Genomic DNA, 13,988 nt, shown 5'->3' on the forward strand with positions numbered 1-13,988 from the left:
GATCGCCCTGGAGAGAAAGGCCCCTCGCCTTGAGCGCCACGACGATCACGATCGGCTCCATCGCAGCACTCATCAGCCTCGGCTGCTGGGCGCTGTTCTTCTCGGGTGTGTGGAAGATGCTCCGCACCATCGCCCAGGGACAGCGCGACACCACCCGGCTGACGCCGGTCATCCCCCGCTTCACGCAGATGATGATCGAGTTCGTGGCCCACACGCGGATGGTCAAGTTCCGCACCGTCGGCTGGGCGCACTGGCTGGTGATGATGGGCTTCGTCGTCGGCTCGCTGCTGTGGTTCGAGGCCTACGGCCAGACGTTCGACCCGGAGTTCCACTGGCCGCTGTTCGGTGACACCTTCGTGTGGCACCTGCTCGACGAGCTGCTGGGCATCGGCACCGTCGTCGGCATCGTCACCCTGATGATCATCCGCCAGCTCAACCACCCGCGCGTGCCCGAGCGTCTCTCGCGGTTCGGCGGATCGAACTTCCTCGCGGCGTACTTCGTCGAGGCCGTCGTGCTGCTCGAGGGCCTGGGCATGATCTTCGTCAAGGCCGGCAAGATCGCGACGTTCGGCGAAGCACACGTCGGCTCCGACTTCTTCACCATGCAGGTCGCGAAGATCCTGCCGGAGAGCCCGCTGCTGGTGTCGATCTTCGCCGCCATCAAGCTGCTGTCGGGCATGGTGTGGCTGGCCGTGGTCGGCCGCCGCATCACCTGGGGCGTTGCGTGGCACCGCTTCTCGGCGTTCTTCAACATCTACTTCAAGCGCGAGGACGACGGTGGCGTCGCCCTGGGCGCGGCCAAGCCGATGATGTCGCGCGGTGAGCTGCTCGTGATGGAGGAGGCCGACCCCGACGTCGACGCCTTCGGCGCGGGCAAGATCGAGGACTTCACCTGGAAGGGCTGGCTCGACTTCACCACCTGTACCGAGTGTGGTCGCTGCCAGAGTCAGTGCCCGGCGTGGAACACCGGGAAGCCGTTGTCGCCCAAGCTGTTGATCACCTCACTGCGTGACCACGGCTACGCCAAGGCGCCCTACCTGCTGGCCGGTGGTCGCACCGATTCCGCCGGCGACGAGGTCGGTCTCGTCGACGCGGACGGCAACGTCGATCAGGCCCGGCTCGACAAGATCCCGGCCGCGGCACGCGCCGAGGCCGCCCGTCCGCTCGTCGGACCCAGCGAGGGTGAGGGCGCAGGCGGCGTCATCGACACCGACACCCTGTGGAGCTGCACCAACTGTGGTGCCTGCGTCGAGCAGTGCCCCGTCGACATCGAGCACGTCGACCACATCATCGACATGCGCCGCTACCAGGTGCTCATCGAGTCCGACTTCCCCTCCGAGCTCGCCGGACTGTTCAAGAACCTCGAGAACAAGGGCAACCCCTGGGGACAGAACTCCAAGGATCGCACCAACTGGATCGACGAGATCGACATCGACATCCCCGTCTACGGCAAGGACGTCGACACCTTCGAGGGCTTCGAGTACCTGTTCTGGGTCGGCTGCGCCGGCGCCTACGAGGACCGCGCCAAGAAGACCACGAAGGCCGTCGCCGAGCTGCTCGACATCGCCGCGGTGAACTTCCTCGTCCTCGGTGAGGGCGAGACCTGCACCGGCGACTCGGCGCGCCGCTCGGGCAACGAGTTCCTGTTCCAGATGCTGGCCCAGCAGAACATCGGCACCCTGGGTGAGCTGTTCGCGACCGCGCCGCAGCAGCGCAAGAAGATCGTCGTCACCTGTGCCCACTGCTTCAACGCACTGGGCAACGAGTACCCGCAGGTCCGCGGGGAGGACGGCGAGACCGGCAACTACGAGGTCGTCCACCACACGCAGCTGCTCAACCGGCTCGTGCGGGACAAGCGGCTCATCCCGGTCGCGCCGGTCGCCGAGGACGTGACCTACCACGACCCCTGCTTCCTCGGACGTCACAACAAGGTCTACGAGGAGCCGCGTGAGCTGATGGCCGCGTCGGGGTCGGCGCTGCGCGAGATGCCGCGCCACGGCGAACGGTCCATGTGCTGTGGCGCCGGCGGCGCCCGCATGTGGATGGAGGAGTCGATCGGCAAGCGCATCAACCTCGACCGCGTCGACGAGGCGCTCGAGACCCTCGACGGCTCGGGTGAGAAGAACCAGAAGATCGCGACCGGCTGCCCGTTCTGCAAGGTGATGCTCAGTGACGGCACCACCGCCAAGACCAGCGGCACCGACCTCGAGAACAAGGTCGAGGTCGTCGACGTCGCGCAGTTGCTGCTGGAGTCGGTGACCCGCGGCGCCGCCGAGATCAAGCGCGGTGGACGCTTCCTCGGCCCGGTCCCGAGCGGAGCGAGCGTCAACGGCACGGTCGGCACCGCGACGCTCGAGGAGACCGACGCGAAAGCGGAGGCGGTGACCGAGGTGACGACCGCGGCAGAACCCGCCGAAGCCGCCGCGCAGGCCACGGGCACGGCCGTGAAGGAGAAGCCGAAGGTCGGACTCGGCATGGGCGGCGGCATGAAGCGTCCCGGCCAGGCCGCCAAGGCGAGCGCACCCGCCAAGGACACCTCAGCACCGTCGAAGGCCGAGCCCGCGTCCTCGGAGTCCGCCGAGGCCACGCAGACGGCGTCGGCGGTGGCCGCGACCGAGCCGAAGGCCAAGGGCTTCGGCATGGCCGGCGGCATGAAGCGACCCGGCCAGGCCGCCAAGGCCGCACCGGCAGCCGAGGCGACAGCGTCCGCTGCCGCGACCGAGGAGAAGTCCGAGCCCGCCGCCGATGCGTCGGCTTCTGCAGCAGCGGCTCCGGAGAAGACCGAGTCGGTCGCTGCACCGGAACCCAAGGCCAAGGGCTTCGGCATGGCCGGCGGGATCAAGCGACCCGGCCAGGCCGCCAAGGCCGCACCGGCGGCGAAGGCGGAATCGACTCCCAAGGGGTCGCCGACCGAGCCCGAGGCGACGACCGAGGCCCCGGCCGATCCAGCACCGGCCGCGCCCGAGTCACAGCCGGCCGAATCCGCCGCTCCCGCACCGGAACCGAAGGCCAAGGGCTTCGGCATGGGTGCGGCGAAGAGACCGGGTCAGGCCGCGAAGGCCTCGGCACCGGCAGCACCGAAGGCACAGCCGGAGGCCGCCGAGCCCGAGAAGGCAGAGCCCGAGAAGACCGAGCCGGAGAAGTCCGAGCCGGAGACCGAACCCGCGAAGGCCGAGACCGACGGCACCGCAGACACCCACGCCACGGCGGAGTCGAACGGCAGCGCCGACTCGAACGGTGCCGCGGAGTCGAACGGGAACGGCACCACCTCCGGCGACGCGAAGGTGATCACCGAGACCGGCGCCTCGAAGTCGGCCGGGTTCGGCATCGCGGCGGGCAAGAAGCGCCCCGGCGCCTGAGCACTCGGACGTCCGTCTCGCCGCGGCCGCCCGTGTTGTGAGTTACACCAAAAGGTGAGGCCGGCCAATGGTCCGCCGCATAACGACCGAGACCGGTCGGCACACGTGAACGCGTGCGCCGACCGGTCTCGCCGTTCAGGGGGCCGTGGCATCTCGGCCCTGTGGACGTTCTCCCGAAGTCCACAACACGCGTGCGGCGTGAATCCTTGCGGCTCAACCCCTCTGGCCCTCCCGGGCCGGTGACACACCCGGTGTCGCCGACGAGGGCGCATCCCGCCGAAATCGACCCGTGATCATCGACCACCGCACGCGCCTCCCCGAGACCGGTGGGCGTGTCGGTCACCACATTGCGTCGATCTGCACGTTCTCGGAGGTCCGCTCGCCGACACGCCTGGCTATCATTTCGCGGTACGTTCGATCGGCAGCGGGTGTCGCTGTCGTCATAGCGATCGGCTGACGAGAGGGGCGCCGCGTGTCAGCGGACCACGGCGTGCCGGGCTCTCCCGGGTCGGTCTCCCTTCCCGTCGGATCGATCCCCGACGAACACCTCGCCGTCGTCGCGATCCGCATGGAGGCCGCCGACCGCATCGCGGCGGCATTCGGTCCGGGCGCCGGATCGGCGGTACGCGGGGCCACGATGGCCGCCCTGGCCGAACTCGTCGGTTCCCGCGGAACGGTGGTGCGGGCGACCCCCGATCACGTCGCGATCCTCGTCGACTCCTCCGTCGCCGACCTCGACGACCTGGTGAAGGCGCTGAGCCGTCGGCTGGCCGCCACCATCGACGTCGGTGACGTCTCCTACTTCGTGCAGACCCACATCGGTGTCGCGCTCCCCGACGACGTGCCGCCCGGCACCGACGCCACCGGTACCCACCGGGCCGACGACCTCATGCAGGCGGCGATCGCGGCGGTGCACTCGGCGTTCACCCGCGGCGCCCACCTGGCGTACGCCTCGGAGGTGTCGATCACGAACCTGCAGCGTGAGGTCGAACTGGCCGCCGAACTCGCGACGGCGGTCGGCGAGGCATTCACGCTGCACTATCAACCGATCGTCACCGTCGACGGCCTCGAGACCGTCGGATACGAGTCGCTGCTGCGGTGGACCGTCGACAACCGCGTCCGTCTGCCGGGCACGTTCCTCGACGCCGCCGAGGAGACGTCGCTGATCGTCCCGATCGGGCGATGGGGCGTCGGCGAGGCCATCCGCCAACTCGCCGTCTGGCAGACCGAGAGCGGCAACCCGGCACTGTTCATGTCGGTGAACTTCTCCTCCCAGCAGCTGTTCGACCGCGATCTCGCCGCCCACATCTCGGCCACCCTCGCCCAGCACTCCGTCGACGGCGCGACCCTGTGGATCGAGGTGACCGAACGCGACATGATCACCGCCGACTCCCCCGCGTCGGCGACCATCCACGAACTCGCCGCGCTGGGGTGCGTGATCTGCGTCGACGACCTCGGCACGGGTTACGCCGCGTTGCGCTACATGGTCGACCACCCGATCAGCGTCGCCAAGATCGATCGTTCCCTGGTCGCCGACATGGGCGACGACCCGACCAAGCGGAGCATCGTCGAGACGGTCTGCCGCCTGTCCGACGAGCTGGGCATCGTCAGCGTCGCCGAGGGTGTCGAGGACCGGTCCCAGGTTCCCCTCCTGAAACAGGTCGGCTTCACCCACGCCCAGGGGTACCTCTTCGGCCGCCCGGAGCCCGCTCCCTCCATCACGCCACCCGCCACACGCGTCTGACCGCACGCGCCTGACCGTCGACGTCGACGCCCGTGGCGTTTATCGCGTTGCGTGGGGTGCGATCATGGATCGGTGAGCAGACCGCGCGTACCCCACGTCACCACCACCCTCAAGCCTCTCGAGCAGTCCGCGAAACTCCGCGACGTCTGCTACGAGATCCGTGGACCGGTACACGCCCACGCAGCGCGCCTCGAGGCCGAGGGACACCGCATCCTCAAGCTCAACATCGGCAACCCCGCCCTGTTCGGCTTCGCCGCCCCCGACGTCATCATGCGCGACATGATCCACGCGATGCCGTACTCGCAGGGCTACTCCGAATCGGCCGGAGTGCTCTCGGCCCGGCGCGCGGTGGTCACCCGCTACGAGACCATCCCCGACTTCCCGTACTTCGACGTCGACGACGTGTTCCTCGGCAACGGCGTCTCCGAGCTCATCACCATGACGATGCAGGCGTTGCTCGACGACGGCGACGAGGTGCTCATCCCGGCGCCGGACTACCCGCTGTGGACGGCCATGACCGCGCTCGGCGGCGGCAAGCCCGTGCACTACCTGTGCGACGAGGCCAACGAGTGGAATCCCGACATCGCCGACATCGAGGCGAAGATCACCAGCCGCACCAAGGCCCTGGTCGTCATCAACCCGAACAACCCCACCGGCGCGGTGTACTCGCGTGAGATCCTCACGCAGTTGGTCGATCTCGCGCGCCGGCACTCGTTGCTGCTGCTGGCCGACGAGATCTACGACAAGATCCTCTACGACGACGCCGAGCACATCAACATCGCGTCGCTCGCCCCGGATCTCCTGTGTCTCACCTTCAACGGCCTGTCGAAGGCGTACCGGGTGTGCGGCTATCGCGCCGGATGGGTCGCGATCACCGGACCCAAGGACCACGCGAAGGGGTTCATCGAGGGTCTCTCACTGCTCGCCTCGACGCGGCTGTGTTCGAATGTGCCCGCCCAGCACGCCATCCAGGTCGCCCTCGGTGGGTATCAGAGCATCGATGACCTCGTGAAGCCCGGCGGACGTCTGCTCGAACAGCGCAACGTGACGTGGCAGAAGCTCAACGAGATCCCCGGGGTGTCGTGTGTGAAGCCGATGGGTGCGCTGTACGCGTTCCCCAAGATCGACCGCGAGTACTACGACATCCACGATGACGAACTCTTGGTGCAGGATCTGTTGTTACGCGAGAAGATCCTGGTCGTGCAGGGCACCGGGTTCAACTGGCCGACACCGGATCATCTGCGGATCGTGACGCTGCCGTGGTCGCGTGACCTCGTCGACGCCGTCGAACGGCTGGGCAACTTTCTCTCCGGCTACCGGCAGTAGCGCGGGAGGCAACCCCGGATCGCGGCGCGTCAACCGTCCGTGGACACGCATCGCGAAACGGATCGGCGCCGGGATGTGTTGCCGGAGAACGGCGTGTTTGCGCACGTATACCGGTATCTCCCACAGCGCCCACGTCCCCGCGGCGAACACCGCGGAGTCGCCGGGGTGCAGCACGCGCGACGTGCAGCCGGGGGCCGAGACCCGCACCGCGCCATCGATGATGTGCACGGTCTCGTCGGCCGGGAAGTACCAGTCGAAGACGCCGGCGGTGCAGTCCCACACCCAGGTGGTGGTGCTGCCGTCGCGGCTCGAATCGCACCGTGCCTCGCGTGCGACGGGTGAACCCGAACGGATCCACGCCGGATTGACCGGGGCGACAACCATGTCCACGTCATCGGGCGTGTACGCCCTGATCGCGGGTACGGCGGTCGGGTGTCGGCGGGACATCACAGCTCTCCGAGGTGTCGAGGACGGGAGGGTACGCAACAGTATCGGATAAATCGGACAACGGATACTTCTGTGGTGTGTTCGTACTCCTGCAGCGAGTCATGCACTTCACTCCACACTGGACATTCTCACTAGTGAATCTGTGCCAAGATGTAACCGGCAACGCGGTTCGTGTGGGGACACGTGCGTTCCAGGGGGAAGGTGACCTGCCTCGTCGGGTCACGCAGTTCCATGTTTTGGGGGAGTCATGAGCGTCAGGAATTTTCGTGGCGTGACCGAGGTCACATCACCGCCACGACGTGCCCGCCGGGTGGGCTTCGGTCGACAACGCATCGACGCGGTACTCGTCGTCCTCGAGCTCGTCATCGTCGGCATCCTGCTCGCGGTCGCGACGCAGCAGCGGTGGCCCGCTCCTGAGGCGGCGGTCTTCGTCGCGCTCCTGGGCACCGGCGGTCTCTACCGTTCGCGCCTCAACGCCTCAGCGCTGGAGGTACTTCCGCGTCTCGCCGGGTTCTGCGTGCTCGCCACCCTCGCCGTCGTCGTGGTGTTCGATCCCACGACCCCCATCCTCCGAGCCGGCGTCGAAGCCCTCGGTGTCGCATCGGTCCTGTTCGTCGTGCGGGTCCTCTACTACGGCATCGTCCGGGCGCGACGCCGCGGCAGCCCCGCCATGCGCTCGCGCACCGCGATCGTCGGCGGCGGCATGGTCGCCTCGAAGATCCTGCAGAACCTCGAACAACATCCCGAGTTCGGCCTCGAGCCGGTCATCGTGGTCGACAAGGACCCGCTGCCCGAGATCGTCGAGTGGGGAACGCCGGTCACCGACGGTGTCGAGAACCTACGCGAGATCGTGTTGCGCCACGACGTCGAGACGGTCATCGTCGCGTTCAGCCGCACCACCGACCAGAACTATGTGTCGCCGTTGCGCCAGTGCGACGACCTCGACTGCGAGATCTTCATCGTCCCGCGCCTGTTCGAGTTCGTGCACCTCACCAACGACATGGACCGTGTGCACACCGTCCCGCTCGTCCACGTCCGCCGCAGTGCGCAGCGCGCATGGTGTTGGCACGCCAAGCGTCTCGTCGACCTCGTCGTCTCGTCGTTGATGCTGCTGCTGGTGTCGCCGGTCCTGCTGGTGTGCGCCCTCGCCGTCGCGGTCACCGACCGCAGCGGACCGGTCATCTTCAAGCAGCAACGCACCGGCCGCAACGGAACGCTGTTCAACCTCTACAAGTTCCGGTCGATGCGACCGGTGGCGGCGGCGACCTCCGACGTCGACTGGAGTCCCGACCGATCACTGCGGCTCACCGCCATCGGGCGGTTCCTGCGCAAGACCTCCATCGACGAGCTCCCGCAGCTGTGGAACGTGGTGCGCGGCGACATGTCGTTGGTCGGTCCGCGACCCGAACGGCCGCATTTCGTCGAGCAGTTCGAGAGCACCGTTCCGTCCTATCAACATCGGCACCGGGTGAACGTCGGTCTCACCGGCTGGGCCGCGATCAACGGGCTGCGCGGCGACACGAGCATCGACGACCGTGCGATCTACGACAACTTCTACATCGAGAACTGGAGCATCTGGCTCGACGCCAAGATCATCCTGCTGACGTTCAAGGCGATGCTGCGCGGCACCGGCTCCTGACCACACCGGGAACGGATGTGCGCCCGGCTCAGTCGATCTCGGCGAGCACGACCGCCATTGCATGACAGTCGGTGTGCGACAGCGTCAGCACGGTCTCGCCCCACCCCTGTGCGCGCGCACGGTGCGCCATCTCGCCGTGGAGCCGTAGCGTCGGTGCGACGCCGGCGCCGACGACCTCGATCTCGGTGGGCACCGTCGCCTCGTCGGTGAGGGCGAGCGCCTTGATCACCGCCTCCTTGGCCGCGAACCGCGCCGCGAGTCGCGCGGTGTCGCCTCCGGCCGCGGCGATCTCGCCGGCGGTGAACACCCGGGTCAGGAAACGCTCACCGAACGCCTCGACTGATCCGGTGATGTCGGACAGCGCCACCAGGTCGCACCCGAGCGCGTGGCTCACCGAGCCACCGAGTCGACGAGGGTGCGCATCGAGCGCCGGAAGGCGCTGCGCGAGAACGTGTCCGCATGGCGCGCGATGACGACGGGATCGAGGGCGCCGTCGTCGAACGTCGTCATCGCCTCGGCGAGGCGGGTGACCACCTCGTCGTCGGAACCATGGGGCACGAGTGTGCCCGAGACGCCCGGCACCACCGTGTCGAGCGCACCGCCTTCGTCGACGGCGATCACCGGGGTCCCGCCGGCCATGGCCTCCACCGGCACGATCCCGAAATCCTCGACGCCGGGCATGACGAGGGCGCGGGCGGTGTGCTGCAGCCGCGTCATCTCTGCGTCGTCGACGCGTCCGAGAAAGGTGGTCTCCGGTCCGGCGAGGCTCTCGCACAACGACTGCCACCGCCCCGATCCGGCGACGACGAGTCGTACCCCGGCGAGGCGGGCGGCGCGCACGGCGAGATCGGGACGCTTGTAGGGCACGAGTCGACCCGCGAGCAGGAAGTGGTCACCCCTGGTCACCGAGGGGTCGAGCGCGAAACGTTCGGTGTCGACGGGCGGATGGATCACCACCGCCTCGCGACCCCACCACCGTTCGATGCGGTCGGCGACCTCGGTGCTGTTGGCGACGATCGCGGTGAGCCGCGGCGCCCCACCGGATTCGGCGCGCCGCGCCACCGCCGCGAGTGCCGCCAGGGCCGCGCGTCCCGCCGGACCCGAGGCCTCTCCGGCGCGCATCTCACGGTCCCAGGCCCACCGCGCTGGGGAGTGGACGTAGGCGATGGTCGGGATGTCGCCGGCGGCGTGGACCGCCGACACCGCGAAGGCGTGGTGGCTGATGACGACGGCGTCGACATCCCCGACGTCGCTGCGGCGCAACGCCGACGGGACGAGCGGCAGCAGCGGGGCGTAGGTGCGGCGACCGATCGCTCGGTGCAGGGCATCGAGTCGGGACACGTCGACACGTCCGCGCAACACGTCGACGACGGCGTCGGGATCGGCGATCGGCACCCGCAGGCGCGCGTCGGGCCACTCCACGGCGAGCTGTTCCACGACGTGTTCGCTGCCCGCGATCTCGGTGAGCCGCTCGTGGACGAGCGCGATCCGCGACCCGCTCACGGGGCCGCCGTGACGATCACCGGCGCCGAGAGGTCGAGGCTGTGCACCCGGCCCCGGGGACCACGGTCGGGGTCGGTGCCGGCCTCGGGCGTGACCGCGACCTCATAGGGGCGCCCGGCGGCGAGGTGGAACACCGTATCGGCCGGAGACCATCCGGGACAGTCGATCTCGACCCACCGCGCGGTGATCGAGGACTCCAATCGCACCGACCACCGTCCGTCGACGACGTGGCTCGACACCGCCACGGCGTCGGCGGGGATCACGACCGTCTCGGTCGCGGGTCGCACCACGAACACCTCGCGGCACCGGGGCGACCCGTCCACGCTCAGCACGACCTCCACGGCATCGGCGGTGCGGTGGCCGAACCGGTGGGCGTCGGAGAGGTCACGGAAGACGCCGGTGACCTCGCTGTCGTGGAGGCGCAGCGAACCGTGGGGATCGACCGCGACCGACCGGACGCCCTCGGCGACCACGGACCCGCCGTCGGTCGTCGCGCACAGCGACAGCTCGCCGACCAGGGGCGCGTCGGTGTCGTTGAGGACGTCGACCGCGATACCGGCCAGTCCCGCGTCGCGCAGGACCACCGCGACCGGCGCCCACATCCGGTGGAGCACCGCCAGCGGCAGTTTGGGGTCGTCGTCGGCATCGATGAGGCCCCAGCCCGCACCGGGCGCGGTGTCGGCGGCGGTCAACACTAGCGCACCACCGCAGCGCGGGTCGGTGCGCCAGTGCGCATGACAGGCGGCCATCGCCTCGGCGACCGCGATGCGACCGAGCTGCAGCCACCGCTCCGGGTCGCGGCTGCGCACCGCCGACGGTTCGACGCCGAACAGTGCGGCGACGTAGTGGTCGCGGACGTCCTCGAAATCCCAGGCCGACCCGCGGTCGCGTGGCACGGCCGCCTTCCAACCCGGGGTGTGCCCGGCGGCCGCCGCGGCACCGAAGTGCCGTTCGATCGCCGTGGGCGACGGCGGGATGGAGAAGGCGAGACATTCGGCGGCGAAGCGCACGTCGGCGCCGACGACATCGGCGACCGGGCGGCGGTACCCTCCCACGCCGAACCAGTGACTGATACCGGTGTCGGGGCGCAGTACGAACGCGTCGCTGCCCGGCGGGGCGCTCGGCGACGACTCCACATACGGCAGACCGTACGCGGCGGCCCGGTCGGCCAGTGTTATCTCGATCAGGGGCATGCTCCGGCCCTCGCGCGGGAGTCCGAGCATCACCGGCTGCTGCACGGTCTCGCTGCCGCCGCTCACCACGGCGAGCGACGGGTTCCCCGACACCGCGCGGAGCATGGCGTCGACCTCGGCGAGAACGGTGTCGTCGAGGTCGGTCGGCGGGTCGAAGGTGGCGAGCATCGCGTCCTGCCAGACGAGCAGGCCGAGTTCGGCGCAGGTGTCGGCGAACTCGTCGCCCTCGGGCAGCAGGCCGCCCGGTATGCGCACCATCGTGGATCCGGCGTCGGCGAGCAATCGCAGGCGTCGTCGCGTCGAGACGGACACGTCGGCGACCGCGCCGGGACGCACCGGGGTCCACACGGCGCCGCGGGCGAAGATCGGGACGCCGTTGCAGACGAGCGTGAACCCGCCGTCGACGGTGTCGACGGTCAGTGTCCGGAAGCCGACGGTTCTCGTGAGGTCCCGACCCCCGGTGGTGCCCACCGTCAGCCGGTAGAGCGGTTGCGGGCCGTACCCGTGGGGCCACCAGAGTCGCGGCCGCGCAACGACGACGGCACCTGCGAACGTCCCGTCGACGACCTCGGCGGTCGTCTCCACCCTCTGTCCCTCGGGGTCGGCCAGGGACACCGTCACCGACGCCGGGTCCGACCCGGTCCCGTCGGGATCGAGGCACCGGCCGCGCACGGTGACGACGCCGGTGACCGGGTCGGCGTGGACCTCGAGATCGGTGACCGCCGGCACGTCGGAGACGGTGATTCCGCGCCAGAATCCCACCGGTGCAGGCACATCCCCGTACACCTTCGCCCGGCCGAGCAGTGTGGTGCGCGCCCACCGCAGGCCCTGGGTGGCCACCAGCGACGACCGCCACCGACCGCGGGGGCGCCGGGTCGATGCCCAGGCGTGCAGCGAACCGAACCGCACCGCGATCCGGTGACGCCCCGGGCCGACCGTGGCCGTGACGGGCAGGAACATCGATGCCGCGACCGCCACCTCGACGTCGTCGACGAACACCGACGTCGGAAAGCTCACCCCGTCGAACACGATGCGCGTGGGCGCCGCGAACTCCGTGTCGGCGACGAACCACCAGTCGAGGTCGTCGACCGAGGCGTCCGCGGGCACCGACGACCGCCACCCGTCGACGGCATCGACGACCGTCGGGTGCGGCATCGGGACACCCGTGGCCAGCACCTCGTCGGTGAGGCCGGTGGGGTCGGGGACGGCGCCGGCGGCGGTCGCCACCAGCAGACCGCCCATCGCGGTCGTCGCGGTGGCGTTCACCCCACGGAGGTGTCGACGATGCCGACCGCCGCGTCCCAGGCGGCGGCCATAGCCGTGAGTGTCTCGCTCGGGTCGACCGCGCGGCCGCGGGCGGCACGCGCCATCCGGAACTGCACCGACTTCGCGCCGGATGCCACCTCCAGGAACGGATCCCGCGCCGCGGCGGCACCGGTGGCGCCCTGCGACTCGAGCCACACCACCACGTCGGCGGCGAGTTCCGCGGTCGAGCCGCACTGACGCAGCGTCGCGAACGCCCACCGGTGGAAGGTCTCGAGCCCGGCGTCGGGCAACCACCCGACGGCGTCGCGGACCGAGTCCGCGAGCCGGTCGACCGGGTTGCCCGGCGCACGCCGATCGAGATGGGCGCGGACGAGTTCGAGCGCACGCTCCGGCGCGGCCGGGGCGACGGTGCGGCGGATCTGCTCGGTGTAGGGCGGCAACTCCGGGTGAACACCCGCGCCGAGACCGAAGACACCGTCGAAGTCCTCGCCCGCGAGGCGGTAGGCGCCGGAGTTGTGCAGGTACACCATCTCCCGTGCGACGCGGTCCACCGACAGTGGGACGATCGTGGTCTTCACGTGGCCGCTGCGGTAGTCACTGCCCGCGGTGTCGGGCAGCCACCAGCTGTCCACCTCGACGGTGTGCATCAGCCCGCGGGCCGGACCGCTCTCGACGGTGTCGAGCACCGGACGCCACAGGGCCTCCTCGGTGACCTCGATGCCGTAGAGGACGCGCAGGTCGTACTGCTCGGGCTTGATGAACGTCCACTGTCCGCCGTCGTGGTCGGCGGCGAACACCGAGATCAGGGAGGGCACCGGGTCGTGACCGAGCAGGTGCAGGGTCTCGACCCAGAGGTCGACGTAACAGTTGGTCTCCGGCCAGATCCGTTCGGCGTCGGTGTGGATCCGGTGCGCCACATGATGTCCCGGGTCGGCGAGCCCCGCCGACATGACCATCGGCGCGGCGGTCATGCCGGGACCAGCCTCCCGACGACCGCGGCGAGGCTGTCCACGGTCGCGAAGGTCGACTTCTTGAGATCGGTGTCCGGGAACTCGATGTCGAACTCGTCCTCGAGCGCGAGCATCACGTTCACACTCGCGTGCGAGGTGAGACCCAGCTCATAGAGATCGACCGAGCTGTCGACCGACATGGCATCGACGGACATCTTCCCGTGCGACACGAGAATACGACGGATCTGGTCCTGCATCGTGTACTTCCCCCTTGTAGAGCTGTTGCTGTGAGAGTTGTTGCCCGGGCGGGTCTTCCGACCGGTGCGGTGTGACGTCGGGGCTCCCCCGCCCCGTGTGACGTCGATCCGGTCGCGCAGTGTGCCGATCGCCTCACCATCGATGAGGCATCTGCAACTCGTCAAACCTCGACCTTTGCGATACCGTACCGAGGAACGTACCGCAGCACCACGCGTCGGGTCCACGCGCGCTGAGGAGACGTTCACCATCGCCGATGTCGTTGCCGATGTCGCCGGTGTGCACGGCCCACAGATCAATATTTCC

Annotated in this window: 9 protein-coding genes and 1 pseudogene; 4 read left to right on the forward strand and 6 right to left on the reverse strand. The window is 69.3% G+C overall.

Annotated features, from left to right (window positions below; genetic code table 11):
• Positions 1-29: 29 nt before the first annotated feature.
• From ACQ7HM_RS03360 to ACQ7HM_RS03370, 3 genes are all read left to right on the forward strand, one after another.
• On the forward strand, positions 30-3,359 hold the full coding sequence (locus tag ACQ7HM_RS03360) for a heterodisulfide reductase-related iron-sulfur binding cluster (RefSeq protein ID WP_434214812.1): 3,330 nt from the start codon (positions 30-32) through the stop codon (positions 3,357-3,359).
• A gap of 490 nt (positions 3,360-3,849) precedes the next feature.
• Positions 3,850-5,103 carry an EAL domain-containing protein gene (locus ACQ7HM_RS03365; RefSeq protein WP_434214813.1) on the forward strand — a complete coding sequence of 418 codons (1,254 nt, stop codon included), beginning with the start codon at positions 3,850-3,852 and terminating at the stop codon, positions 5,101-5,103.
• A gap of 72 nt (positions 5,104-5,175) precedes the next feature.
• Positions 5,176-6,429, forward strand: coding sequence for a pyridoxal phosphate-dependent aminotransferase (locus ACQ7HM_RS03370; RefSeq protein WP_434214814.1), 1,254 nt, complete (start codon positions 5,176-5,178; stop codon positions 6,427-6,429).
• A gap of 105 nt (positions 6,430-6,534) precedes the next feature.
• Here the strand turns inward: ACQ7HM_RS03370 and ACQ7HM_RS03375 are convergent.
• Positions 6,535-6,876, reverse strand: a pseudogene (locus tag ACQ7HM_RS03375) (cupin domain-containing protein); the annotation flags it as partial.
• Between the two features lie 247 nt (positions 6,877-7,123).
• Between ACQ7HM_RS03375 and ACQ7HM_RS03380 the strand changes: the two are divergent.
• Entirely contained in the window at positions 7,124-8,515 is a 1,392-nt protein-coding gene (locus ACQ7HM_RS03380) for a sugar transferase (protein ID WP_434214815.1), read from the forward strand.
• 28 nt (positions 8,516-8,543) lie between these two features.
• Here the strand turns inward: ACQ7HM_RS03380 and ACQ7HM_RS03385 are convergent, their stop codons facing one another.
• Genes ACQ7HM_RS03385 through ACQ7HM_RS03405 form a run of 5 tightly spaced genes read right to left on the reverse strand, consistent with a single transcriptional unit; the run spans position 8,544 to position 13,684 of the window.
• On the reverse strand, positions 8,544-8,909 hold the full coding sequence (locus ACQ7HM_RS03385) for a holo-ACP synthase (protein WP_434214816.1): 366 nt from the start codon (positions 8,907-8,909) through the stop codon (positions 8,544-8,546).
• Complete coding sequence (locus tag ACQ7HM_RS03390) at positions 8,906-10,018, reverse strand: glycosyltransferase (protein ID WP_434214817.1); 1,113 nt, start codon at positions 10,016-10,018, stop codon at positions 8,906-8,908. Before ACQ7HM_RS03390 ends, ACQ7HM_RS03385 begins: the two co-directional genes overlap by 4 nt.
• Positions 10,015-12,477, reverse strand: a complete 2,463-nt coding sequence (locus tag ACQ7HM_RS03395) for a glycosyl hydrolase (protein ID WP_434214818.1) — start codon at positions 12,475-12,477, stop codon at positions 10,015-10,017. Before ACQ7HM_RS03395 ends, ACQ7HM_RS03390 begins: the two co-directional genes overlap by 4 nt.
• Positions 12,474-13,448, reverse strand: a complete 975-nt coding sequence (locus tag ACQ7HM_RS03400) for a DUF1839 family protein (protein ID WP_434214819.1) — start codon at positions 13,446-13,448, stop codon at positions 12,474-12,476. The genes ACQ7HM_RS03395 and ACQ7HM_RS03400 overlap by 4 nt, the downstream gene beginning before the upstream one ends.
• Positions 13,445-13,684 carry an acyl carrier protein gene (locus ACQ7HM_RS03405; RefSeq protein ID WP_434214820.1) on the reverse strand — a complete coding sequence of 80 codons (240 nt, stop codon included), beginning with the start codon at positions 13,682-13,684 and terminating at the stop codon, positions 13,445-13,447. The genes ACQ7HM_RS03400 and ACQ7HM_RS03405 overlap by 4 nt, the downstream gene beginning before the upstream one ends.
• Positions 13,685-13,988 lie beyond the last annotated feature (304 nt).

The organism is Williamsia sp. MIQD14 (assembly GCF_051025635.1).
Lineage (GTDB): Bacteria > Actinomycetota > Actinomycetes > Mycobacteriales > Mycobacteriaceae > Williamsia_A.